Below are 22,475 nucleotides of genomic sequence, written 5' to 3'. Positions count from 1 at the left end.
GCCGGAACATGCCGGGCGGGCCGGCCGCGATCAAGCGCGATCGGGGGCGTAGATCCGCGCCCTTGCGGCGGGGCGGCGCGGATGCGATTCTATGCGGCATGGATCTCGACTTCACCGAAACCGAAATCGCCCGGTATTCGCGCCACATCCTGCTGCGCGAGGTGGGCGGCACCGGGCAGGCGCGGCTGCGCGCGGCCTCGGTGCTGATCGTCGGCGCGGGCGGGCTCGGCTCGCCGGCGGCACTTTATCTCGCGGCCGCCGGCGTCGGGCGGATTTCCATCGTCGATGACGACGTGCTGGAACTCTCCAACCTGCAGCGGCAGATCGCGCACGGGGTGGCGTTTCTCGGCGCGCCGAAGGTGGAGAGCGCGGCGGCGGCGATGCGCGGGCTGAACCCGGAGGTGAGCGTCAACCCGGTCCGCGCCCGGCTGGACGCGGGGAATGTCGGCGCACTGGTCGCCGCGCACGACATCGTGCTCGACGGGACCGACAATTTCGCGACCCGCTTCCTCGTCGCCGATGCCTGTGTCGCGGCGCGGCGGACGCTGGTTTCGGCGGCGGTGCTGCGCTTCGAGGGGCAGCTTTCCACCTTCAAGCCGCATGCGGGGCCGGATTGCCCCTGCTATCGGTGCCTCTATCCCGAGGCGCCGCCGGCGGGCATGGTGCCGACCTGTTCGGAGGCCGGGGTGCTCGGCCCGGTGACGGGGGTGATGGGCACGTTGCAGGCGACCGAGGCGATGAAGGAGATTCTCGGCATCGGCACCTCGCTGGCCGGGCGGCTGCTGCTGTGGGACGCGCTGGATGCGCGGTTCCGCACGATCACGATCCCCCGCGTGCCGGACTGTGCCGCCTGTGCGGGCGTCTAGCCGCCTCGCCCGGCTCGGGCTGGTCGTCGTGGCGCTGGCGCTCGGCGCCTGGCACGCGCCGAAGGTCGGGCCGGGACCGGGGCCGGGCAAGGGGTCGGCCACCGGCTGGCCGGTGCCGCGCTTCGAGAGTTTCCGCTCCAGGGAAATCTACATGCGGGCGGGGCCGGGCTTCCAGTATCCGATCATCTGGGTCTATCACCGGCTCGACCTGCCGGTGGAGGTGACCGGGGAATTCAATGTCTGGCGCCACGTCGTCGCGCCGGATGGCGGCGACGGGTGGGTGCACGAGGCGCTGCTGCACGGCCTGCGCAGCTTCATCGTCATCGGCGGCCGGCACACGCTGCGCGCGGGACCGCACAAGGATGCGGCGCCGGTCGCCTATCTCGACAAGGGCGTGATCGGCGTGATCCGGCGCTGCAAGGCGGGGGCGGCGTGGTGCCAGGTGGAGGTCGATCACCGCGCGGGGTGGCTCCGGCGCGACCAGTTCTGGGGCTCGTTCGCCGGCGAGGCGATAAAATAGCCCATCGACGTGGGTTTTCCACAGAAAACTGCAAGGCAGAACTCAACTAGATGTTGAGTGAGGCCGGTCGCTCGGCTACAGAATGTTGTAGCACATGAGAGGGACAGGACAGGCCATGGAATGGACCGACGAGATCATTGCCCGCCTCCGCCAGCTCTGGGACGAAGGGCTTTCGACCGCCGAAATCGGGCGACGGCTGAACATTTCCAAGAATTCGGTGGTCGGCAAGGCGCACCGGCTTGATCTGCCGGCCCGTCCCTCGCCGATCCGGCGCGACATCAGCGGCGCGCGGCCGTCGCGCCCCGCGCCGGCGCGGGTGACCGGGCCGACCCTGCCTTCGCTGGCGATCGCGGCGGAGCCGGTTCCCGTGATGCCGCACGTGACGGCGGCGCCGGCGGGCGGCGCATCGACGGTTGCGGCGGTGCGGACGGCGCCGCCGCGCCCGACCCTGGTGGCATCGCGTCCGGCGGCGCCGCCGCGGGCGGTGGCCCGGGTGCCGGCCTGCTGCTGGCCGATCGGCGAACCCGGAACGCCGAGCTTCCGGTTCTGCGGCGATCCCGCGATGAACGGCAAGCCCTACTGCCAGCCGCATGCCGAGATCGCCTATGTGCGGGTGCGCGACCGCCGCGAGGACGTCGCCTGAGGTGTTTTGCCGCCGGAGATGAATTCCGGGCTTGCATGTCCGGCCCGCTTCACGCAGTGTTTGTCCTGCCCGCGCCGCGGGCATGAGGCACGCGCCTTCGGTCTGCTGTCTTGCGCCCCTGGCGGGCGTGCTGCGCTGCCGATCGTCGGTCGCAAGTGACGGGTCGACAGGAGCAGCGTCCGAAAATGAGCGAAGCCTACAAGAGCGCCCCCAACACCGGCGAGGCCGAGAGGCTGGCCAGGCGCGCTTCCGCGCTCGACGCCGATGCGGTGCGGGCTGCGTATCGGCGTTGGGCCGGGATCTACGACGGCGTGTTCGGCGCGGTTTCGGCGCCGGCCCGCCGCGCCGCGGTGGACGCGGTGAACAGGGCGCCGGGCACCGAGGTGCTGGAGGTGGGCGTGGGCACGGGCCTCGCGCTGCCGCACTACCGGCCGGAGAAGCGGATCACCGGCATCGACCTCTCGACCGACATGCTGGACCGCGCGCGGGCGCGGGTGAAGCGCGAAGGGCTGCGGAATGTCGAACAGCTGCTGGAACTCGACGCCGAGGCGACCGGGTTCGAGGACGGGCGGTTCGACATCGCGGTGGCGATGTTCGTCGCCTCCGTGGTGCCGAATCCGCGCCGCCTGGCGGCGGAACTCCGCCGTGTGGTCCGGCCGGGCGGGCTGATCCTGTTCGTCAACCATTTCGCCGCCGAGTCGGGCCCGATGGTGTGGATCGAGCGGGCGCTGGCGCCGGCCTCGCGGGCGCTGGGCTGGCACCCCGATTTCGCGATCGAGCGGCTGATACCCGCCGACCAGCGGGGGCGGCTGAGTGTGGCGCGGATGCGACCCTTCGGGCTTTTCAGGCTGATTTCGTTCCCCAATCCGCGGGGCGAGGGGAACCAGCCCGCTTTGTGACATCAGGTCTCTTGATCGAGGGGTGGGCCTGTTATATCCAGTTTGTTGAATGCGCGTGAAAGGGGCGTAATCGGCCCCGGCTGCGCTGTGACGTATTTTTATTTCAACTGACTTCGACGGCCGCGCCGAACGCGGTCCGAGTACACGGAACTGGCGGAGCTGATGAAACGATCCAACAAATATCTGTTCCTGGGCCTGGTCGGCTTCGCGGTTCTCGCCGCGGGCGCGCCGATGGCGCTTGCCGCCGCGAAGAATGCCGTCGGGTTTCCGGTGCATGCGCCGACGCCGTGGGAATGGTGGTTCCAGCCCGCCGCCAGCCCGATCCAGAAGAGCATCGACTGGCTCATGCAGTTCGTGCTCTGGATCATGGCGGGCGTGGTCGGGCTGGTGGGCCTGCTGCTGGCCATCGTGATCATCCGCTTCCGCGCCTCGAAGCACCCGGTGGCGACGACCACGACGCACAACACGCTGATCGAGGTGATCTGGACGGTGGTGCCGGCGTTGCTGCTGGTCGTGATCTTCGTGCCGTCGCTGAACCTGATCTACGAACAGTCGAACTACACGCACCGCTACATGACCGTGAAGGTCACCGGGCACCAGTGGTATTGGGAATACGACTATCCCGCCGCCAAGGGGGTCGATTTCACCTCGTACCCGATCCCCGACAACCAGATCAAACCCGGGCAGATCGCGCGGCTTTCGGCGGATCACCCGCTGGTGCTGCCGGCGAACGAGAAGATCGTCTTCAAGATCACCAGCGCCGACGTGCTGCACTCGTTCTTCATTCCCTCGCTCGGCGTGCAGCGCTACGCCATTCCCGGCCAGTACTGGCACCAGTGGACCAAGATCGACGCGCCGGGCATCTATTACGGCGAGTGCAACCAGATCTGCGGCATGAACCACGACAACATGCCGATCGAGATCGTCGCGCTTCCGCTGAAGCAGTTCAAGGCGTGGCTGGCCGAGGCGAAGGCCGACGCCGCGCAGGGCAATGTGCCGCCCGTGCGCAAATACGAGGTGCTGGCCATGGCCGATGCGGCGAAGAAGGCCGCATCGCGCGCGCAGGGGCACATCGCCCTGGCCAGCGCAACCACCGATGAAACGACGCGTTAATCTGTAGTCGGCGATCATCAGGAGCATATGACAATGTCCGCGACCGCACTGCACGATGCCCATGGCGAACATGCCCACCACCAGCCTGGATTCTTCCGGCGCTGGGTGATGAGCACGAACCACAAGGATATCGGCACGCTCTACATCACCTGGGCGATCATCGCCGCGATCGAGGGCGGCGTGCTCTCGATGATCATGCGCGCGCAGCTGGCCCATCCGAACAACACGATCATCACCTCGGGCCAGACCTGGAACGCGATCGTGACCGCGCACGGCCTGCTGATGATCTTCTTCTTCGTCATGCCCGCGCTGATCGGCGGTTTCGGCAACTGGATGGTGCCGATGATGATCGGCGCGCCGGACATGGCGTTCCCGCGCCTGAACAACATGAGCTTCTGGTTCCTGTTCATGGCGTTCATCTTCGTCAACCTGGGCCTGCTGGTCGGCGCCGGCTCCGGCGTGGGCTGGACGCTGTATCCGCCGCTGTCGGACATCACCTACCAGCCCGGGGTGGCCGTCGACTTCACGCTGTTCTCGCTGCATCTGGCCGGCATTTCCTCGCTGCTCGGCGCGATCAACTTCATCGCGACGATCCTGAACATGCGCGCGCCCGGCATGACGATGCACAAGATGCCGCTGTTCGTGTGGTCGATCCTGGTGACGGCGTTCCTGCTGCTGCTGGCCATTCCGGTGCTGGCCGGCGCGATCACCATGCTCATCATGGACCGCAATTTCGGCACCTCGTTCTTCGAGCCGGCGGGCGGCGGCGATCCGGTGCTGTTCCAGCACCTGTTCTGGTTCTTCGGCCATCCCGAAGTGTACATCATGATCCTGCCGGCCTTCGGCGTGATCAGCCACGTGGTCTCGACCTTCTCGAAGAAGCCGATCTTCGGCTATCTCGGCATGGTCTACGCGATGGTGGCGATCGGGTTCGTCGGCTTCGTGGTCTGGGCGCACCACATGTTCGTCTCGGGCATCTCGGTGGACAGCAAGGTCTATTTCGAGGCCGCGACCCTGGTGATCGCGGTGCCGACCGGCGTGAAGGTGTTCTCGTGGATCGCCACGATGTGGGGCGGGTCGATCGAGCTGAAGACGCCGATGCTGTGGGCGATCGGGTTCATCTTCATGTTCGTGCTCGGCGGCGCCACGGGCGTGGTGCTGGCGAATGCCGGCCTCGATACCGAGCTGCACAACACCTATTTCGTGATCGCCCACTTCCATTACGTGCTGTCGATGGGCTCGGTGTTCGCGATCTTTGCCGGCTTCTACTACTGGATCGGCAAGATGTATGGCCAGCCCTATCCCGAGGGCGCGGCGAAGCTGCATTTCTGGCTGTTCTTCATCGGGGTGAACCTGACCTTCTTCCCGCAGCACTTCCTCGGCCTCGCCGGCATGCCGCGCCGCTACCCGGACTACCCGGTGGCGTTCGCGGGGTGGAACTACGTCTCCTCCGTGGGGGCGCTGATCTCCGGCATCAGCACGCTGGTGTTCTTCTACATCCTCTTCAAGATCTTCACCGGGCGGCAGCAGCTGGCCGCCAACTACTGGGGTGAGGGCGCGACGACCCTCGAGTGGACGGTTCCCTCGCCGGCGCCGCACCACACCTTCGAGGATGTTCCGGTAATCCGCTGACGCGCGGGTTGCCACTGACGAAAGCGGGCGGGTGATGGTTCTCTCCGGCGGGGAGAACCATCCTCGTTCCCGCAAGGCAAAATCCGGATGCGAATCCTCGCGCCGGCTGGATTGATGGAATGAGCGATACGATCCTGCGCACCTCTGCCACCGCTGTCCCCGATACGGCGCTGCTCGACCAGTCGCTGCTCGGCGCGACGGCCGGCGACTGGCTCGCCCTGCTCAAGCCGCGGGTGCTCTACCTCGTGGTCTATACGGGCGCGGCCGGACTGCTCGTGGCGCCCGGCGGGATCAATCCCATCCTCGGCTTTGCCGCGATCCTCTGCATCGCCATGGCCGCCGGCGCGGCGGGGGCGATCAACATGTGGTATGATCGCGACATCGATGCCGTGATGCGGCGGACCGCCGGGCGGCCGATCCCGACCGGGCGGATTTCGCCGGATGGCGCGCTGGCCTACGGCGTTGCGCTTTCCGCATTGTCGGTGCTGTTGATGTGGCTCGCCACGAACCTGCTGGCCGCCGGGCTGCTGGCCGCCTCGATCGGGTTCTACGTGTTCATCTACACGATGTGGCTGAAGCGGCGGACGCCGCAGAATATCGTGATCGGGGGCGCGGCGGGGGCGTTTCCGCCGGTCATCGGCTGGGCCGCCGCGACCGGGCATGTCGGATTGCTGCCGGTGCTGCTGTTCGCGATCATCTTCTTCTGGACGCCGCCGCATTTCTGGGCCCTGTCGCTTTTCGCGTCGGCCGATTACCAGAAGGCGGGCGTGCCGATGCTGCCGGTGGTGGCCGGCCAGAAGGCCACGCGCCTCGCGGTGATGCGCTACACGCTGTGGCTGGTGCCGCTCTCGCTGCTGCCCTACGTGCTGCACCTCGCGGGCCCGGTCTACGGCGCGAGCGCCATGGTGCTGGGCCTCGCGTTCGTGTGGTATTCTTGGGGGGTGCTGCGCGACCGGCAGGATGAAAATGGCGTCAGCCTGACGCGGGACGCGCCGGCGAAGGCGGCGTTCAAGTTCTCGATCCTGTACCTTTTCCTGATCTTCGGCGCGCTCGTTCTGGACCATCTGGTATGACCAGGGTGGAACGGGCCAGCAGCAAGGACTGGAGCCGGGAGGAGCGGGCGGAATTCATCCGCCGGCGGCGGGGGCGGAACTGGGCGCTGCTCGCGGCGCTCGTCGCGCTCTGCGGCCTCATCTACGCGATTGCCGTCGTCAAGCTTTATCATGCCGGGCATATGTGGTGAAACGAATCATGGCCTTAGCGGCCGGCTTCTATCGGGAGAGAGTGTCTTATGAGTGCTGAGAGTCATACCGCCGAAGGGCAGATCGCGGGGCACGTGCCGCACCCGTATCACCTGGTAGAACCCAGCGTGTGGCCGCTGACGGGGGCGATGTCCGCCATCCTGATCGCGACCGGCATCATCTTCGTCGCCCATTTCAACGATTACTGGTTCCTCATTGCCGGCTTCATCGGCGCGGTCAGCACCATGTTCGTCTGGTGGCGCGACGTGGTGCGCGAAAGCCGCACGCCCGGCCTGCACAAGCTCGTCACCCAGATCGGCCTGCGCTACGGCATGGCGCTGTTCATCTCTTCCGAGGTGATGTTCTTCGTCTCCTTCTTCTGGGCCTATTTCAACTTCTTCTTCTTCCCGGCGCACCAGGGCTACATGCACCAGCCGGTCTGGCCGCCGGCGCATATCACCACGATCGACCCGTTCGCGGTGCCGCTGTTCAACACGATGGTGCTGCTGCTCTCCGGCACGACGATCACCTGGGCGCACCACGCGCTGATCGAGGGGGACCGCCGCGGGCTGATCCAGGGCCTCGGCTGCACCATCATTCTCGGCCTCGCCTTCCTCTGCGGCCAGACCTACGAATACACGCACTCGCCGTTCAACTTCTATCATGGCGGCATCTTCCCGTCGGTGTTCTTCATCGCGACCGGGTTCCATGGGTTCCACGTGATCGTCGGCACCAGCTTCCTGATCGTGAACTTCTTCCGCGCGCTGAAGAACCAGTTCACCCAGAAGCGGCATTTCGGCTTCGAGGCCGCCGCGTGGTACTGGCACTTCGTCGACGTGGTGTGGCTGTTCCTGTTCGTCTGCATCTACTACTTCGGCCGCAGCGCCATCACCGCCGCCTGACCGCATGACCGATCAGGCCTTGCCGCGATCGCGCTGGCGGCGCCTGATCGGGATGGGGGCGATCAGCCTGTTCATGCTGGTCGCCCTGATCGCCCTCGGCGTCTGGCAGGTCCACCGGTGGCACTACAAGGACCGGATCCAGCGCGAGATTCATGCCGCCCAGCTGCGGCCGCCGGTTCCGCTCTCCGCAAAACCCTCGCCCTATGAAAAGGTGGCGCTGACCGGGACCTGGGTTTCCGGCAAGGCGGCGTTCTATGGCGACCAGATCCGCAATTCGCCGACCGGCCCGCTGCGGGGCGGTCAACTGATCGTGCCGTTCCGCCGCGCGGACGGCGGCGTGGTGCTGGTCGATCTCGGCTGGGTGCGGGGACGGGTGCCGAAGCCGGTGCCCTTGCCCGCGGGGCCGGCGGTGGTTTCGGGCTATGTCCAGGCGCCGCAGAAATTCGGGCCGTTCGCCCCAAGCCCCGATCTGGCCCGGCTGATTTTCTACAAGCTCGATCCGCGGGCGATCGGGGCCGCTCTCGGGTTTGCGGATGCCGCGCCGTTCACCCTGGTGATGCTGGGGCCGAAGCCGGTCGCGGGCGGGCCGATCCCGGCGCCGAGCCTGCCGACGCCGCCGAACAATTCCGAGCAATACGCGCTCACCTGGTTCGGCCTCGCGCTGGTCGTCGTGCTCGAATATATCTTCTACGTGCGAAAAGTGATTCTGGAGACCGCGTGAACGATCTGGGCACCGACATCTCGGCAACCGCGTATCGGCGACTGGTGTCGCGGTTCGAGCGGCTGGCGATCATCGACGAGGCCAGCGCGATGCTGGGCTGGGACCAGGCGGCGGTGATGCCGGAAGGCGGCGCCGCGGCGCGGGGCGACCAGCTGGCGACGCTCGCCGGCGTCGCCCATGGGATGCTGGCGGCGCCGGAGGTCGAGGAGGATCTCGCCGCCGCCGAAATCGCGCCGCCCGCCGATCCGGTCGAGCGGCGCAATCTCGCGCTGATGCGGCGGGCGTATCGGCGGGCGACGGCGGTGCCGGCCGATCTGGTCGAGGCCGTGGCCCGCGAGAGCGCGGCCTGCGAGACGGTGTGGCGCGGCGCGCGGCGGGATGCCGATTTCGCCGCCGTCCGCCCGAGGCTGGAGGTGCTGCTCGGGCTGATCCGCGAACAGGCGGCGGCACTCGGCGCGACGCTCGGCCTCTCGCCCTACGATGCGCTGATCGATTCCTACCAGCCGGGAATCACCGCGGCCGAAATCGAGCCGGTGTTCGACCGCTACGAGGCGTTCCTGCGGGACAATCTGGCAGCCGTCGAGGCACGCCAGGCGGGGCGGATGGCTGGCCTGCCGGGCATGCCGCCCTTCGCCGAGGCGGCGCAGGAGGCGCTGTGCCGCCGCCTTGCCGAGCGCGTCGGGCTCGATTTCCGGTCGGCGCGGCTGGACCGCTCGCTGCACCCGTTCTGCGGCGGCACGCCGACCGACATCCGGATCACCACGCGGTATGACGAGGCGGATTTCGCCTCCGCCCTGATGGGCGTGCTGCACGAGGCCGGGCACGGGCTGTACGAGGCCGGATTGCCGCGCGCGCGCGCGCGCCAGCCCGTCGGCGCGGCCGCCGGCATGGCGGTGCATGAAAGCCAGTCGCTGATCGTGGAATTGCAGGCGGCGCGATCCGATCCGTTCCTGCGCTGGCTCGGCCCGCAACTCGCCGCCGCCTTCGGCCAGCCGCCGGCGGATTTCGCGCCGGACCGGCTGGCGGCGCGGCTGCGGCGGGTCGAGCGGAGTTTCATCCGCGTCGAGGCGGACGAGGTGACCTACCCGGCGCATGTGATCCTGCGCTTCCGGCTGGAGGCGGCGATGGTGGCCGGCGACCTCGCGGTTGCCGACCTGCCGGCGGCCTGGAACGACGGGATGCGCGCGCTGCTCGGCATCGTGCCGCCGGACGACGCCAGGGGCTGCCTGCAGGACATTCACTGGTACGCGGGGCTGTTCGGCTATTTTCCGTCCTACACGCTTGGCGCGATGGCCGCGGCGCAGCTGATGCAGGCGGCGCGGCGGGCGCGGCCGGACATCGACGCCGCCCTGGCGGAGGGCGATTTTGCGCCGCTGCGGGACTGGCTGCGCGCCAATGTCCACGGTCACGGCGCGCGCTATGGGTTCAACGAACTGTTGGTCGAGGCGACCGGCAAGCCGCTCGACCCCGCTTCGTTCGAGGCGCATCTGCGGGCGCGTTACCTGGCCTGAGGCCGCCCGCCGCCGGGCGGGTCAGGCGGCGACGCGCTTGAGGCCGGCCTTGAGCGAACGGCGGGAGGTCGCGAGATGAACCGCCATGGCAAGCTCGGCCTTTTCCATCGCACCGGACCGCAGGGCGATGAGCACCGTCATGTGTTCGGCGATGGCGACGCGGGTGCGTTCGACCTCGTAGTTCCGGTCCCACTGGTAGTGGTAATGGAACAGGAAGGACACGATGTCGAAGAAATCGTAGGCGAAGCGGTTGTTCAGGAAGCCGATGATCCAGAGATGGAAATCCCGGTCCAGCGCCGCGAACTCGGTGTAGCGCCTTGCGATTGCCGCCTCGATGTCGCGGTGGCGGGCGATCATCGCATCCGCCGCCTCGGTGAGGGCGGCGCTGCCGGCGCGGGGCATGCGCGCCAGGGCGGCCATTTCGATCAGTTCGCGCATGTCGGCCACCTCGGCGGCGAAACCGTCATGGAATTCCCGCAGGATCCAGCCGCCGCGCGGCTGCTTGGCGATGAGCCCGAAGCGGGAGAAGCCGATCAGGAATTCGCGGACGGAAACGGTGCTGGCATTGCTGTCGCGCGCCAGCTCGGCTTCGGAGAAGGTGTGCCCGGGCCGCCAGTCGCCAAGGAGCACGCGCTGCATGAAGACGCGTTCGATCTGCTCCTGCGGACCGTCGGTTTCCGACTCGGTGTAATAGTCCGCGCGTTCCGGGCGGCGCATGATCCGCAGGCCGGCCGAGCCGCGCTCCAGGATGCCGCTCCCGATCATGGTTTCGATGGCGGCGCGCACCGTGGTGCGGCTGACCCCGAACTGGCGGGCGAGCGCGCTGTCCGACCCGAGTGCGGCTGGCTCCTCCGGAAGGTCCTTGATGTAGTCGAGTAGGGCGTTGCTCGTTCGTTTCAGCAACGTATTCGGCTTTGCCATCCGTTCTGCCCGGCGCTTCCTCTTGATTGTCGGGCCGGCGGTCGAACCGCCGGCCTAGTCGGTTTGCAATATTTATTGTGCGGCGAGCTTTGCCGCGTTGGCAAGCCCTGATTCGTAGATCCCGGAAATCGCCTTGATTGCGGTGGCGTTGTCCTCGCCCTTCTTCGGATGGGCGGAGAGATCGAGGCGGCGGAAATGGCCGCTCCAGACGAGGCGGGTCTCGTTGGCGCCGAGCCGGTGCACCGAAATCGTCGAGACATAGTCGCGCACCGGCAGGATCTTCATGTTGTTGGCGGTGTGCTGGATTTCATAGGTGTAGGTCATGTGCCGGGCGTCATACCGGATGAGCTGTTCGGTCAGCACCGGCCCGCCGAGGTCGAGATGGCGCACCGAGCCGGGGTGGTTGCCCTTGTCGGCCTTGCTGGTCTTGACGGCGGGAACCCAGGTCAGCTTGCCGAAATCATGCACGATCGACCACACCTTCGCGGCCGGCGCCTTGATGACGACGCTTTTCGTCACGTGCAGCACGGGGGCTTTCGCCTGGGCGGGAGCGACGGCGGCGAGCAGGGTCAGCGGCAGCGCGACGAGAACGGCGCGGCGCAAGATCGGTGCTTTCAAGTGTTCCTCCTGTTGACGGTCCGGTGAAGCCGGTCCTATGCGTTTACATGCATGGATCGCTCTATGCCATAGTTTTGCGTGCGTATGAAAATTTAGCGGGCACGGGCTTCTGGGCGAACGTCGTTCGGACGAGGCTGCCCTGACGAGGCCGGTTCAGGATGACCCTCGATCAGTTGCGGATCTTCATCGCGGTCGCCGAACGCGAGCATGTGACACGGGCCGCCGAGGCGCTGGGGCTCACCCAGTCCGCCGCCTCGGGGGCGGTGGCGGCACTGGAGCGTGAATTCGGCACCAGGCTGTTCCACCGGGTCGGCCGCGGCATCGCGCTGACCGAGGCGGGCCGCGTGTTCTTCACCGAGGCGCGGGCGATCCTGAACCGGACGGAGCAGGCGGCGCTGACGATGCGCGAGATCGCCGGCCTCGCGCGCGGGCGGCTGGCGATCAAGGCCAGCCAGACCATCGCCAACCACTTCCTGCCGCTGCGCCTCGTCGCCTTCCGGCAGGCCTATCCGGGCATCGGGCTCGCGGTCTCGATCGGCAATTCGGCCGAGGTGGCGCGCGCGATCCTGGAAGGGGATGTCGAGCTCGGCTTCGTCGAGGGGCCGGGCGATACGCTGATCCAGCCGCGGCTCGCCGCCGAGCCGATCGCGCAGGACCGGCTGGTCATGGTGGTCGCTCCCGGTCATCCCTGGGCGAAGCGGCGCGCGCTGCGGCCGGCGGAGCTCGCCTCCGGCAGCTGGGTGCTGCGCGAGGACGGCTCGGGGACGCGGGCGGTGCTCTTCGAGGCGCTGGCCGGGCTCGGGATCGACCATGCGGCGGTCGATGTCGCGATCGAGCTGCCGGCGAACAATTCGGTGCTGACGGCGGTGAGCGGCGGCGCCGGGGCGACGATCCTCTCCGAGCTGGTCTGCGCCGATGCGCTGGCCGCGGGCAAGGTGGTGGAGGTGCCGGTGAAGCTGCCGCGGCGGACCTATTTCGCGGTCCAGCACCAGGACCGCACGCGCACCAGGGCCGCGGCGGCGCTGCTCGCCCTGCTGCGCGAGTCCCCGCCGGAGGACGGCCACGGCTGACGCCGCGGCCGCCGGGGGGATCAGGCGGCGTCCAGATCCTTCATGGTCTGCACGACGCGGCTGACCATGCCGTAGGCGATCGCCTCCTCCGCGCCCATCCAGTAGTTGCGGTCGGTGTCCTTCTCGACGCGGGCATAGTCCTGCCCGGTCTCGCGGGCGATGATGCGATTGATCCGCTCGCGCATCTTGATGATCTCGCGGGCCTCGATGTCGATATCGGTCGCCGGGCCGCGCACGCCGCCCATCGGCTGGTGCAGCAGGAAGCGCGTGTTGGGCAGGCAGAAGCGGCGGTCCTTGTGGCCGGCGAGGTAGATCAGTGCGCCGGCGCTGGCGACCCAGCCGGTGCCGATCATCCGCACCGGCGCGGTGGCGTCGACGAAGCGGATCACGTCATGGATCGTGTCGCCGCTCTCGACATGGCCGCCCGGCGAGTTGACGAAGACGTCGATCGGCTCGTCGCTCGCGCCGGCGAGGGCGAGGAGCTGGCCGGTGACGGCGCGGGCGATGCGGTCGTGGATCTCGCCGAAGATCAGCACCTTGCGCTGCTTGAACAGACGGTTTTCGAGTTCGGGCCCGACCTTGCCGGCCTTGGCGGCCTCGGGCGCCTCCTTCTCGGGGGCGTCCTCGTCATCGGCGCGGGGGGCGAGCCTGTTGCTCATGTCGCTTGTCATGCCTACTCCTCAGAACCAGTCGCACTATTGTGGGGTATGCGGGTCCCCCTGTCGAGACGATCGGGCGCGCATGGGTGCCGTCTTGACAGCGCGGCCCGCGCATGGTGCGAGATTGCGGGACCGTTATCACATCTGTGGCATAATTGCTGCTTTGAATGGTGCGGTGCGACACAATATTTCGGACGCCGGGGCGCACGATCGTTGCGCGGTGTTGAACGAAGGGATGGATATGATGCGTCTTGCGGTGTTGAAAGAGCGTCTGCCGGGCGAGACCCGCGTCGCCGCGGTGCCGGATTCGATCAAGAAGCTGAAGGCCCTCGGGCTCGACGTGGTGATCGAGGCGGGGGCCGGCGAGCGGGCCTCGGTCTCCGACGCGGCGCTGCGCGAGGCCGGCGCCGAGATCGCGCCGGATGCGGCCTCGGCACTGAAGGGGGCCGGCATCGTGTTCACGGTGCAGCCGCCCGGGGACGAGATTCTGGCGCAGATCGAGCGCGGCGCGCTGCTGGTCGGCACGCTCGGCGCGATGGGGAACCAGGAGCGGGTGCAGGCCTATGCGAAGGCCGGGATCGATGCCTGCTCGATGGAGCTGCTGCCGCGCATCACCCGCGCGCAGTCGATGGACGTGCTGTCGAGCCAGGCGAATCTCGCCGGCTATCGCGCCGTGATCGAGGCGGCGGAGGCGTTTCCGCGCGGCTTCGCGATGATGATGACGGCGGCCGGCACCGTGCCGCCGGCGCGCGTGTTCGTGGTCGGCGCCGGGGTTGCCGGGTTGCAGGCGATCGCCACCGCCCGCCGGCTCGGCGCCATCGTCTCGGCGACCGACGTGCGGCCGGCGGCGAAGGAGGAGATCAAGTCGCTCGGCGCGACCTTCGTCGGCGTCGAGGACGAGGAGAGCAAGGCGCAGACCGGCGCCTACGCGAAGGAGATGAGTGCGGAGTTCCGCGCCAAGCAGGCGGCGCTGATCGCCGAGACGGTGGCGAAGAACGACATCGTCATCTGCACCGCGCTGGTGATGGGGCGCAAGGCGCCGACCATCGTCACCGCCGACGCGGTGGCGAAGATGCGGATGGGTAGCGTGATCGTCGATATCGCGGCGGATGCCGGCGGCAACTGCGAGGCGACGGTGCCGGGCGAGCGGATCGTGACGGAGAACGGCGTGATCGTGCTCGGGCACCGGAACTGGCCGTCGCGCATCGGCGTCGCCGCCAGCACGCTCTATGCGCGCAACCTCTCGACCTTCCTTACCGGGTTCTGGGACAAGGAGGCCGGGCGGCCGAAACTGCCCGCCGACGACGATATCGTGAAGGGCGTCCTGCTCACGCGGGATGGCGCCGTCGTTCATCCGAACTTCCAGCCGCAAGCAGCTGCCTAGGAGCCACATCATGACCCCTGCACAACTCGCGGACCAGGCCGCCGCGCTCGCGGACAAGGCCACCGTGCTGGCGCAGAACGCCGCCGGCTTCGCCGCCCAGGCGGCGGCGCACGCGCCGCACGGCGCCCCGCTGATCGACCTGTTCGCCATTTTCGTGATGGCGGTGTTCGTCGGCTATTACGTGATCTGGAGCGTCACCCCGGCGCTGCACTCGCCGCTGCTGGCGGTGACCAACGCCATCTCGTCGGTGATCATCGTCGGCGCGATGCTCGCGACCGGGCTGAAGGGCGGCTATGCCGCGCACGCCTTCGGCTTCATCGCGGTGCTGCTGGCCAGCGTGAACATCGTGGGCGGCTTCCTCGTGACCCAGCGCATGCTGGCCATGTTCAAGAAAAAAGCGAAGTAAGGGCGGCGCGACAATGAATTACGCATCCGATCCGGGGATCACGCTCGCCTATCTGGTGGCGGCCGTCCTGTTCATCCTGGCCCTGCGCGGGCTCTCGCATCCCGAGACCGCGCGGCGCGGCAACCTGCTCGGCATGGCCGGCATGGCGATCGCCGCGCTGGCGACGCTGGCGCATCCGGCGATGCTGCTCTCGGGCGTGGGGCTCATCGTGCTCGGCGTCGTCATCGGCGGCGCGATCGGCGCGGTGGTGGCGCGGCGGGTCAACATGACCGCGCTGCCGCAGCTCGTCGCCGCGTTCCACTCGCTGGTGGGGCTTGCCGCGGTGTTCGTCGCCGCCTCGGCGCTGAACGCGCCGCAGAGCTTCGGCATCGGCACGCCGGGGCACCTGCATCTCGAAAGCCTCATCGAGATGTCGCTCGGCCTGTCGATCGGCGCCATCACCTTCACCGGCGCGGTCATCGCCTTCGCCAAGCTGCAGGCGCTGATGAGCGGCGCGCCGATCAACTTCCCCGGCCAGCACAAGCTCAATCTCGGCCTCGGCATCCTGCTCGTGGTGCTGATCATCGCCTTCGTCGCCTCGGGCGGCTCGCAGGTGCTGTTCTGGATCATCGCGGCCCTCGCGCTCGCGCTTGGCGTGCTGCTGATCATCCCGATCGGCGGTGCGGACATGCCGGTGGTGATCTCGATGCTGAACTCCTATTCCGGCTGGGCGGCGGCGGGCATCGGCTTCACCATCAGCAACATCGCGCTGATCGTGACCGGCGCGCTGGTCGGCTCGTCGGGTGCGATTCTCTCCTACATCATGTGCAAGGGGATGAACCGCTCGATCCTCAACGTGCTGCTCGGCGGCTTCGGCACCGATGCCGCCGCCGCGGCCGGCCCCGCGGGGGCCGCCGGCGACAAGGCGGTGAAGATCGGCTCGGCCGAGGATGCGAGCTTCATCATGAGCAACGCCTCGAAGGTGATCATCGTGCCGGGCTACGGCATGGCGGTGGCCCAGGCGCAGCACGCGGTGCGCGAGATGTCCGACCTGCTGAAGGAGGCGGGCGTCGAGGTGAAATACGCGATCCATCCGGTCGCCGGCCGCATGCCGGGGCACATGAACGTGCTGCTCGCCGAGGCGCAGGTGCCGTATGACGAGGTGTTCGAGCTCGAGGAGATCAACAACGAGTTCTCGACCGCCGACGTGGTCTACGTGATCGGCGCGAACGACGTGACCAACCCGGCGGCGAAGACCAATTCGTCGAGCCCGATCTACGGCATGCCGATCCTCGAGGTCGACAAGGCGAAGACGGTGCTGTTCGTCAAGCGCTCGATGGCCTCGGGCTATGCCGGCGTGGAGAACGAGCTGTTCTTCCGCGACAACACGATGATGCTGTTCGGCGACGCGAAGAAGATGACCGAGGAGATCGTGCAGTCGCTCGGCAAGTAAGCCGGGCGACCGCGGGACGATCCGGCGGCGGGGCCACTGGCTCCGCCGCTTTCGTTTGGGGACGCGCTTGCCAGCGGCGGGAAATTCGGCCATAGGCAGAGCGGAATAGAGCCGTCGCGCTGCGAGTTTCGCACCGCGGCGCGTTTTTCGTTGATGGAGCGGGTTGCGATGTTTGACGCCCTGTCGGGCAAGCTCGGGGATGTTTTCGACCGGTTGCGCCGGCGCGGCGCGCTGTCCGAAAGCGATGTGATCGAGGCGATGCGGGATATCCGCCTCGCGCTGCTCGAAGCCGACGTCGCTTTGCCGGTGGTGCGGGATTTCATCGCCAAGGTCCGGTTGCAGGCGGTGGGCGCGGAGGTGCTGCGGGCGGTCTCGCCGGGGCAGCAGGTCGTCAAGATCGTCAACGACGCGCTGGTCGACGCCCTCGGCGGCGAGGGGGCGGTGCCGCTCAACCTCAACGCGGCATCACCCATTCCGTTCCTGATGGTGGGATTGCAGGGCTCGGGCAAGACCACGACCTCGGGCAAGATCGCGCTCCTGCTCAAGGAGAAGCAGCGCAAGAAGGTGCTGCTGGCGAGCCTCGACACCCAGCGCCCGGCGGCGCAGCTCCAGCTCGCGCAGCTGGCCGAGCGCGCCGGGGTGGCGAGCCTGCCGATCGTGCCGGGGGAGACGCCGGTGCAGATCGCGCGGCGGGCGATGGAGACGGGGCGGCGCGAGGTGTTCGACGTCGTCATCCTCGACACCGCCGGGCGGCTCGCGATCGACCAGGCGCTGATGGACGAGGTCAAGGCGATCCGCGACGTGACCGCGCCGGCGGAGACGCTGCTGGTGGTCGACGCGATGACCGGCCAGGACGCGCTCGCCACGGCGACGGCGTTCAACGAGGCGGTGAGCATCACCGGCATCGTCATGACGCGGCTCGATGGCGACGCGCGGGGCGGCGCCGCGCTGTCGATGCGGGCGGTGACGGGCGCGCCGATCAAGCTGATGGGCATGGGCGAGAAGCTCGATGCGCTGGAGCCGTTCCATCCCGAGCGCATCGCCGGGCGCATCCTCGGCATGGGCGACATTGTCAGCCTGGTCGAGAAGGCGGCGGAGAATGTCGACCAGCAGAAGGCCGAACAGCTCGCCAAGAAGATGGCGCGCGGCAAGTTCGACCTCGAGGATTATGCCGAGCAGCTCAAGCAGATCACCAAGATGGGCTCGCTGTCGGGCATCATGGGCATGCTGCCCGGCGTGGGCAAGATCAAGCAGCAGCTCGCCGAGGCGGATCTCGACACCTCGATCCTGAAGCGGCAGGCGGCGATCATCTCCTCGATGACCAAGGCCGAGCGGGCCAATCCGGACATCATGAAGGCGAGCCGGAAGAAGCGCGTGGCGGCGGGCTCGGGCACCTCGGTGCAGGAGGTCAACCGGCTGCTCAAGCAGTTCGAGCAGATGAAGGACATGATGAAGCGGGCGCAGAAGCTGGGCCAGAAGGGCCTCGCGCGCGGCGGGCTGGCCGCGCTGCTGCCGCAGGGAGGCGGGCGCCGCCCGTTCTGAGATCGCGGGTTTTTGCCCGGACTGAAACCGCGGGTTTCGGCCCGGAGTGAAATAACGGGCTTCGGCCCGGAGCGAAATAACGGGCTTTGGCCCGGACTGACACCACGGCGGCCGGGCTGGCCGCCATCGAGACTACTGACCAGGAGACAATGGAATGTCGTTGAAGATCAGACTGGCCCGCGCGGGTGCGAAGAAGCGGCCGTTCTACCACATCGTCGTCGCCGACTCGCGCAGCCCGCGCGATGGCAAGTTCATCGAGCGGATCGGCACCTACAACCCGATGCTGCCGGCCGATCACGAGGATCGCATCCGCCTCGTGACCGATCGCGTGACGCACTGGCTGAGCCAGGGCGCGCAGGCGACCGACCGCGTCGCCCGTTTCATCGGCAAGGCCGGCCTCGCGCCGATGCCGGCGTTCCGCGAGCAGCCCGTGCAGTCCGCGCCGAAGAAGAAGGCGCAGGAGCGCGCCGCCGAGCGCGCCAAGGCCGCCGAGGCCTGATTTCGCGGCTGAGCGATGGATGATCGCCTGATCCTGATGGGCGTGATCGGCCGGCCCCACGGTGTGCGCGGGGCCGTGCATGTCACCACCTATTCGCCGGACCCGGAGGGGCTGGCCGAGCTGCCGTTGCGCGACGAGCGCGGCCGGCGGGTCGGGCTGGCCTGGACCGGGGCGGGGATCGCGCGCGTCACCATCGGCGAGGGCGACGAGGCCGCCGCGATCGCCGACCGCGATGCGGCGGCGAAGCTGACCAATCTCCGGCTCTATGTGCGCCGGGCCGACCTGCCGCCGCCCGAGGACGAGGACGAATTCTACTTCGCCGACCTCATCGGGCTGCACGCGGTGGGGCCGGATGGGGCGGCACTCGGCACGATCCGCGCGGTGCATGATTTCGGCGCCGGCGCGAGCATCGAGCTTTCCGATGGCTCGCTGCTGCCCTTCACCCGCGCGGTGGTGCCGGAGATCGACCTGCCGGGCGGCCGCGCCGTGGTGGTGCGGCCGGTCGAGGTGGAGATGCGGGAATGAGCTTCCGCGCCACGGTCATCACCCTGTTCCCCGAGATGTTTCCGGGGCCGCTCGGCCTGTCGCTGGCCGGACGCGCGCTGGAGACGGGCATCTGGGCGCTTGATTGCGTGAACCTGCGCGATTTCGGCCTCGGCCGGCATCGCGCGGTGGACGACACGCCGTTCGGCGGCGGCGCGGGCATGGTGCTGCGGCCGGACGTGCTGGATGCCGCGATCGGCCAGGCGCGGGACGGGCGACCGTTGATCGCGCTGACCCCGCGCGGCGCGCCGCTGACCCAGGCGCGCATCCGCCGGCTTGCCGAAGGGCCGGGTGCCGTGCTGCTCTGCGGCCGGTTCGAGGGGTTCGACCAGCGCGCCCTCGATGCCAACGAGGCGGAGGAGATCAGCCTCGGCGATTTCGTGCTCTCGGGCGGCGAGATCGCGGCGCTCGCGCTGCTCGATGCCACCATCCGCCTGCTGCCGGGCGTGATGGGGGCGGCGGAGAGCGCCGAGGAGGAAAGCTTCTCGGACGGCACGCTGCTCGAATATCCGCATTATACCCGCCCGGCCGTGTGGCAGGGGCGGGCGGTGCCGGAGGCGCTGCTCTCCGGCCATCATGCCGCCATCGCCGCCTGGCGCCGCGCCGAGGCCGAGGCCGTGACCAGGCGGCGCAGACCAGATCTATGGGCCCGGCACATTGCCAGCCAGCCGGCTCTTCCGTAAATGAACTCCCCCGAAAGGATGCCAGACATGAACGTGATCCAGACCATCGACGCCGAGCAGATCGGCAAGCTCGCGGAAGCCCGCGCCGTGCCGGACTTCAAGCCGGGCGACAATCTCCGCGTTTCGGTCCGGGTGACCGAGGGCGAGCGCACCCGCATCCAGGCGTTCGAGGGCGTGTGCATCGCGCGGTCGAATCGCGGCATCAACTCGAACTTCACCGTGCGGAAGATTTCGTATGGCGAGGGCGTGGAGCGCGTGTTTCCGCTGTATTCGCCGAACGTGACCGAGATCGCCGTCACCCGCCGGGGCGTGGTGCGCCGGGCGAAGCTGTATTACCTGCGCGGCCGCCGCGGCAAGTCCGCCCGCATCGCCGAGGCCGCGCGCGAGACCAACGCCGACTGACGCGCCGGGGGAGCGCCAGGGGGCCACGCGCCCCCTGCCATCCCCGCCGGGCGGCGCGCCGCCCGCGCAGCACGGTTTCAGCCGGAGGGGCATCACGCGGGCGCTTGCGCGTCTGCCGCCCGATGCCGCTCTGACCGAAACCTTGAAGGTGTCCGGAGCGTGACGCTCATGTCGGGCGCGGGTGATTCCCGCCCGGTCCGGCACCTTGAGCCGGAGGACGCACGCATGGCTTCGACATTGTTCGACAAGATCTGGGCGGCGCATGTCGTCGATCGCATGCCGGACGGCACCGCGGTTCTCTATATCGACCGGCATCTCGTCCATGAGGTGACCAGCCCGCAGGCCTTCGAGGGGCTGCGGATGGCCGGGCGCAAGGTGCGGCGGGTGGATGCGACCATCGCGGTCGCCGACCATAACGTGCCGACCGAGGACCGCGCCGCCGGCATCGCCGAGCCGGAGAGCGCGCTGCAGGTCGCGACCCTCGAACAGAATGTCGCCGCCTTTGGCGTGCCCTATATTCCGGTGACCGACGCGCGGCAGGGCATCGTTCACGTGATCGGGCCGGAGCAGGGGATCTCGCTGCCGGGGATGACGATCGTCTGCGGCGATTCCCACACCTCGACCCATGGCGCGATGGGCGCGCTGGCCTTCGGCATCGGCACCTCCGAGGTCGAGCATGTGCTGGCGACGCAGACGCTGTTGCAGAAGCCGGCGAAGAACATGCTGGTGCGGGTGGATGGCACGCTGCCGCCGGGCTGCTCGGCGAAGGACATCGTGCTGGCGATCATCGGCGAGATCGGCACCGCCGGCGGCACCGGGCACGTGATCGAATATGCCGGCGAGGCGATCCGCGCGCTCGACATGGCGGGGCGGATGACCGTCTGCAACATGTCGATCGAGGCGGGGGCGCGGGCCGGGCTGATCGCGCCGGACGAGACGACGTTCGAGTATGTGCGCGGCCGGCCCTACGCGCCGAAGGGCGAGGCGCTGGAGCGGGCGATCGACTACTGGAAGACGCTCGCCTCCGACGAGGGCGCGCGGTACGACCGGGTGGTGACGATCGATGCGTCCGCCCTCGTGCCGCAGGTGACCTGGGGGACCAGCCCGGAGACGGTGGTGCCGATCACCGGCCATGTGCCCGACCCCGCGGCCGAGCCGGATGCCGGCCGCCGGGCGCAGATGGAGCGCATGTTGCAGTATATGGACCTCGCACCGGGGCAGGCGCTGAAGGGCACGAAGATCGACGCGGTGTTCATCGGCTCCTGCACCAATTCGCGGATCGAGGATTTGCGGGTTGCCGCCGGGATCGTGCGGGGGAAGAAGGTCGCCGGCCATGTCCGCGCCATGGTGGTGCCGGGCTCGGGGCTGGTGAAGGCGCAGGCCGAAGCCGAGGGCCTCGCCCAGGTGTTTCTCGATGCCGGGTTCGAATGGCGCGAGGCGGGGTGTTCGATGTGCCTCGGCATGAACCCCGACAAGCTGAAGCCGGGCGAGCGATGCGCCAGCACCTCGAACCGGAACTTCGAGGGTCGGCAGGGGCCGGGCGGGCGCACGCATCTGGTGTCGCCGGCGATGGCGGCGGCCTCGGCAATTACCGGCGCGCTCGCCGATCCGCGGGAGATGGCATGATGGACAGGTTCGAACGGCTGGAGGCGGTGGCCGCCCCGCTCAGGATGGCGAATGTCGATACCGACAAGATCATCCCGGCGCGCTTCCTCAAGACGATCAAGCGCTCGGGGCTGGGCAAGCACGCCTTCGCCGGGCTGCGCTACAACGAGGATGGCAGCGAGAACCCGGATTTCGTGCTGAACCGCGAGCCCTACCGGCAGGCGCATATCCTCGTCGCCGGGGAGAATTTCGGCTGCGGCTCGTCGCGCGAGCACGCGCCCTGGGCGCTGCTGGATTTCGGCATCCGCTGCGTGATCGCGCCGAGCTTCGCCGACATCTTCTTCAACAACTGCTTCAAGAACGGCATCCTGCCGATCGTGCTGCCGCGCGAACAATGCGAGGCGCTGATGGAGGATGCGGAATCGGGGGCGAATGCGCGGATCATCGTCGATCTCGCGGCGCAGACCGTCTCGCGGCCGGATGGCGAGACCTACGGGTTCGAGATCGATCCGTTCCGCAAGCGCTGCCTGCTGGAGGGGCTCGACGATATCGGCCTGACGCTGGAGAAGGCGCCCTCGATCGACGCCTATGAGGCGAAGCTGGACGGCGCGGCCTGGCGGCCGCGGATCGAGACCGTCTGATCCGCCCGCCCCGCTCCACCAC

Annotated in this window: 25 protein-coding genes; 22 read left to right on the top strand and 3 right to left on the bottom strand. The window is 68.4% G+C overall.

Annotated elements, in window-relative coordinates:
* Positions 1–98 precede the first annotated feature (98 nt).
* From RT91_RS08545 to RT91_RS08500, 11 genes are all read left to right on the top strand, one after another.
* The gene (locus tag RT91_RS08545) at positions 99–866 is read left to right on the top strand and encodes a molybdopterin-synthase adenylyltransferase MoeB (RefSeq protein WP_007423182.1); all 768 of its coding nucleotides are present in this window, start codon (positions 99–101) and stop codon (positions 864–866) included.
* Positions 853–1,386, top strand: a complete 534-nt coding sequence (locus tag RT91_RS08540) for an SH3 domain-containing protein (RefSeq protein WP_012039854.1) — start codon at positions 853–855, stop codon at positions 1,384–1,386. The genes RT91_RS08545 and RT91_RS08540 overlap by 14 nt, the downstream gene beginning before the upstream one ends.
* Before the next feature lie 115 nt (positions 1,387–1,501).
* Positions 1,502–2,029, top strand: coding sequence for a GcrA family cell cycle regulator (locus RT91_RS08535; RefSeq protein ID WP_012039853.1), 528 nt, complete (start codon positions 1,502–1,504; stop codon positions 2,027–2,029).
* A gap of 185 nt (positions 2,030–2,214) precedes the next feature.
* Positions 2,215–2,928, top strand: a complete 714-nt coding sequence (locus RT91_RS08530) for a class I SAM-dependent methyltransferase (protein WP_007421649.1) — start codon at positions 2,215–2,217, stop codon at positions 2,926–2,928.
* Between the two features lie 162 nt (positions 2,929–3,090).
* The gene (gene coxB / locus RT91_RS08525) at positions 3,091–4,041 is read left to right on the top strand and encodes a cytochrome c oxidase subunit II (RefSeq protein WP_007421648.1); all 951 of its coding nucleotides are present in this window, start codon (positions 3,091–3,093) and stop codon (positions 4,039–4,041) included.
* 33 nt (positions 4,042–4,074) lie between these two features.
* A complete protein-coding gene (gene ctaD / locus RT91_RS08520) occupies positions 4,075–5,673 on the top strand; it encodes a cytochrome c oxidase subunit I (protein ID WP_007421647.1) in 1,599 nt (532 codons plus the stop codon).
* A 119-nt stretch (positions 5,674–5,792) separates the two neighbouring features.
* Complete coding sequence (locus RT91_RS08515) at positions 5,793–6,746, top strand: heme o synthase (protein WP_035186747.1); 954 nt, start codon at positions 5,793–5,795, stop codon at positions 6,744–6,746.
* Entirely contained in the window at positions 6,743–6,916 is a 174-nt protein-coding gene (locus RT91_RS22170; protein ID WP_162839078.1) for a hypothetical protein, read from the top strand. Before RT91_RS08515 ends, RT91_RS22170 begins: the two co-directional genes overlap by 4 nt.
* A gap of 48 nt (positions 6,917–6,964) precedes the next feature.
* Complete coding sequence (locus tag RT91_RS08510) at positions 6,965–7,816, top strand: cytochrome c oxidase subunit 3 (RefSeq protein WP_007421645.1); 852 nt, start codon at positions 6,965–6,967, stop codon at positions 7,814–7,816.
* 4 nt (positions 7,817–7,820) lie between these two features.
* Complete coding sequence (locus RT91_RS08505) at positions 7,821–8,537, top strand: SURF1 family protein (protein WP_012039851.1); 717 nt, start codon at positions 7,821–7,823, stop codon at positions 8,535–8,537.
* Positions 8,534–10,048: a carboxypeptidase M32 gene (locus tag RT91_RS08500; RefSeq protein ID WP_035186745.1), complete on the top strand. Its 1,515-nt coding sequence runs from the start codon at positions 8,534–8,536 to the stop codon at positions 10,046–10,048. Before RT91_RS08505 ends, RT91_RS08500 begins: the two co-directional genes overlap by 4 nt.
* Positions 10,049–10,069: 21 nt before the next feature.
* Here RT91_RS08500 and RT91_RS08495 read toward each other — a convergent pair whose 3' ends face one another.
* Together RT91_RS08495 and RT91_RS08490 are read right to left on the bottom strand one after the other, a co-directional pair.
* Positions 10,070–10,969, bottom strand: coding sequence for a GntR family transcriptional regulator (locus tag RT91_RS08495; RefSeq protein ID WP_035186742.1), 900 nt, complete (start codon positions 10,967–10,969; stop codon positions 10,070–10,072).
* A gap of 72 nt (positions 10,970–11,041) precedes the next feature.
* Positions 11,042–11,587 carry an SRPBCC family protein gene (locus tag RT91_RS08490; RefSeq protein WP_035186739.1) on the bottom strand — a complete coding sequence of 182 codons (546 nt, stop codon included), beginning with the start codon at positions 11,585–11,587 and terminating at the stop codon, positions 11,042–11,044.
* 158 nt (positions 11,588–11,745) lie between these two features.
* Here RT91_RS08490 and RT91_RS08485 point away from each other — a divergent pair, with 158 nt between their 5' ends.
* Positions 11,746–12,657 (top strand): LysR family transcriptional regulator, encoded by a 912-nt coding sequence (locus tag RT91_RS08485; RefSeq protein ID WP_007421694.1) that lies wholly within the window; start codon positions 11,746–11,748, stop codon positions 12,655–12,657.
* A gap of 20 nt (positions 12,658–12,677) precedes the next feature.
* Here the strand turns inward: RT91_RS08485 and RT91_RS08480 are convergent, their stop codons facing one another.
* A complete protein-coding gene (locus tag RT91_RS08480) occupies positions 12,678–13,328 on the bottom strand; it encodes an ATP-dependent Clp protease proteolytic subunit (protein WP_012039847.1) in 651 nt (216 codons plus the stop codon).
* A 229-nt stretch (positions 13,329–13,557) separates the two neighbouring features.
* On the opposite strand from RT91_RS08480, the gene RT91_RS08475 reads away from it, so the two are divergent.
* The 10 genes from RT91_RS08475 to leuD all read left to right on the top strand — a co-directional run bounded on the left by RT91_RS08475 (position 13,558) and on the right by leuD (position 22,453).
* Positions 13,558–14,700: a Re/Si-specific NAD(P)(+) transhydrogenase subunit alpha gene (locus RT91_RS08475; RefSeq protein WP_007421696.1), complete on the top strand. Its 1,143-nt coding sequence runs from the start codon at positions 13,558–13,560 to the stop codon at positions 14,698–14,700.
* A gap of 10 nt (positions 14,701–14,710) precedes the next feature.
* Positions 14,711–15,106, top strand: coding sequence for an NAD(P) transhydrogenase subunit alpha (locus RT91_RS08470; protein WP_035186737.1), 396 nt, complete (start codon positions 14,711–14,713; stop codon positions 15,104–15,106).
* A gap of 13 nt (positions 15,107–15,119) precedes the next feature.
* The gene (locus RT91_RS08465) at positions 15,120–16,538 is read left to right on the top strand and encodes an NAD(P)(+) transhydrogenase (Re/Si-specific) subunit beta (RefSeq protein WP_007421698.1); all 1,419 of its coding nucleotides are present in this window, start codon (positions 15,120–15,122) and stop codon (positions 16,536–16,538) included.
* A gap of 168 nt (positions 16,539–16,706) precedes the next feature.
* Positions 16,707–18,080: a signal recognition particle protein gene (gene ffh, locus RT91_RS08460; RefSeq protein WP_012039846.1), complete on the top strand. Its 1,374-nt coding sequence runs from the start codon at positions 16,707–16,709 to the stop codon at positions 18,078–18,080.
* A gap of 154 nt (positions 18,081–18,234) precedes the next feature.
* Entirely contained in the window at positions 18,235–18,579 is a 345-nt protein-coding gene (gene rpsP, locus RT91_RS08455) for a 30S ribosomal protein S16 (RefSeq protein ID WP_007421700.1), read from the top strand.
* A gap of 15 nt (positions 18,580–18,594) precedes the next feature.
* Positions 18,595–19,104 carry a ribosome maturation factor RimM gene (gene rimM / locus RT91_RS08450; protein WP_012039845.1) on the top strand — a complete coding sequence of 170 codons (510 nt, stop codon included), beginning with the start codon at positions 18,595–18,597 and terminating at the stop codon, positions 19,102–19,104.
* Positions 19,101–19,805 carry a tRNA (guanosine(37)-N1)-methyltransferase TrmD gene (gene trmD / locus RT91_RS08445; protein ID WP_035186734.1) on the top strand — a complete coding sequence of 235 codons (705 nt, stop codon included), beginning with the start codon at positions 19,101–19,103 and terminating at the stop codon, positions 19,803–19,805. Before rimM ends, trmD begins: the two co-directional genes overlap by 4 nt.
* A gap of 27 nt (positions 19,806–19,832) precedes the next feature.
* Positions 19,833–20,207 (top strand): 50S ribosomal protein L19, encoded by a 375-nt coding sequence (rplS, locus tag RT91_RS08440; protein WP_012039844.1) that lies wholly within the window; start codon positions 19,833–19,835, stop codon positions 20,205–20,207.
* 225 nt (positions 20,208–20,432) lie between these two features.
* Positions 20,433–21,833: a 3-isopropylmalate dehydratase large subunit gene (gene leuC, locus RT91_RS08435; protein ID WP_035186731.1), complete on the top strand. Its 1,401-nt coding sequence runs from the start codon at positions 20,433–20,435 to the stop codon at positions 21,831–21,833.
* The gene (gene leuD / locus RT91_RS08430) at positions 21,833–22,453 is read left to right on the top strand and encodes a 3-isopropylmalate dehydratase small subunit (RefSeq protein WP_035186728.1); all 621 of its coding nucleotides are present in this window, start codon (positions 21,833–21,835) and stop codon (positions 22,451–22,453) included. The genes leuC and leuD overlap by 1 nt, the downstream gene beginning before the upstream one ends.
* Positions 22,454–22,475: the final 22 nt, after the last annotated feature.

The sequence above is a fragment of the Acidiphilium sp. JA12-A1 genome (assembly GCF_000724705.2).
Classification (GTDB): Bacteria; Pseudomonadota; Alphaproteobacteria; order Acetobacterales; family Acetobacteraceae; genus Acidiphilium; species Acidiphilium multivorum.
This window is presented reverse-complemented; position numbering and strand designations above follow the sequence as displayed.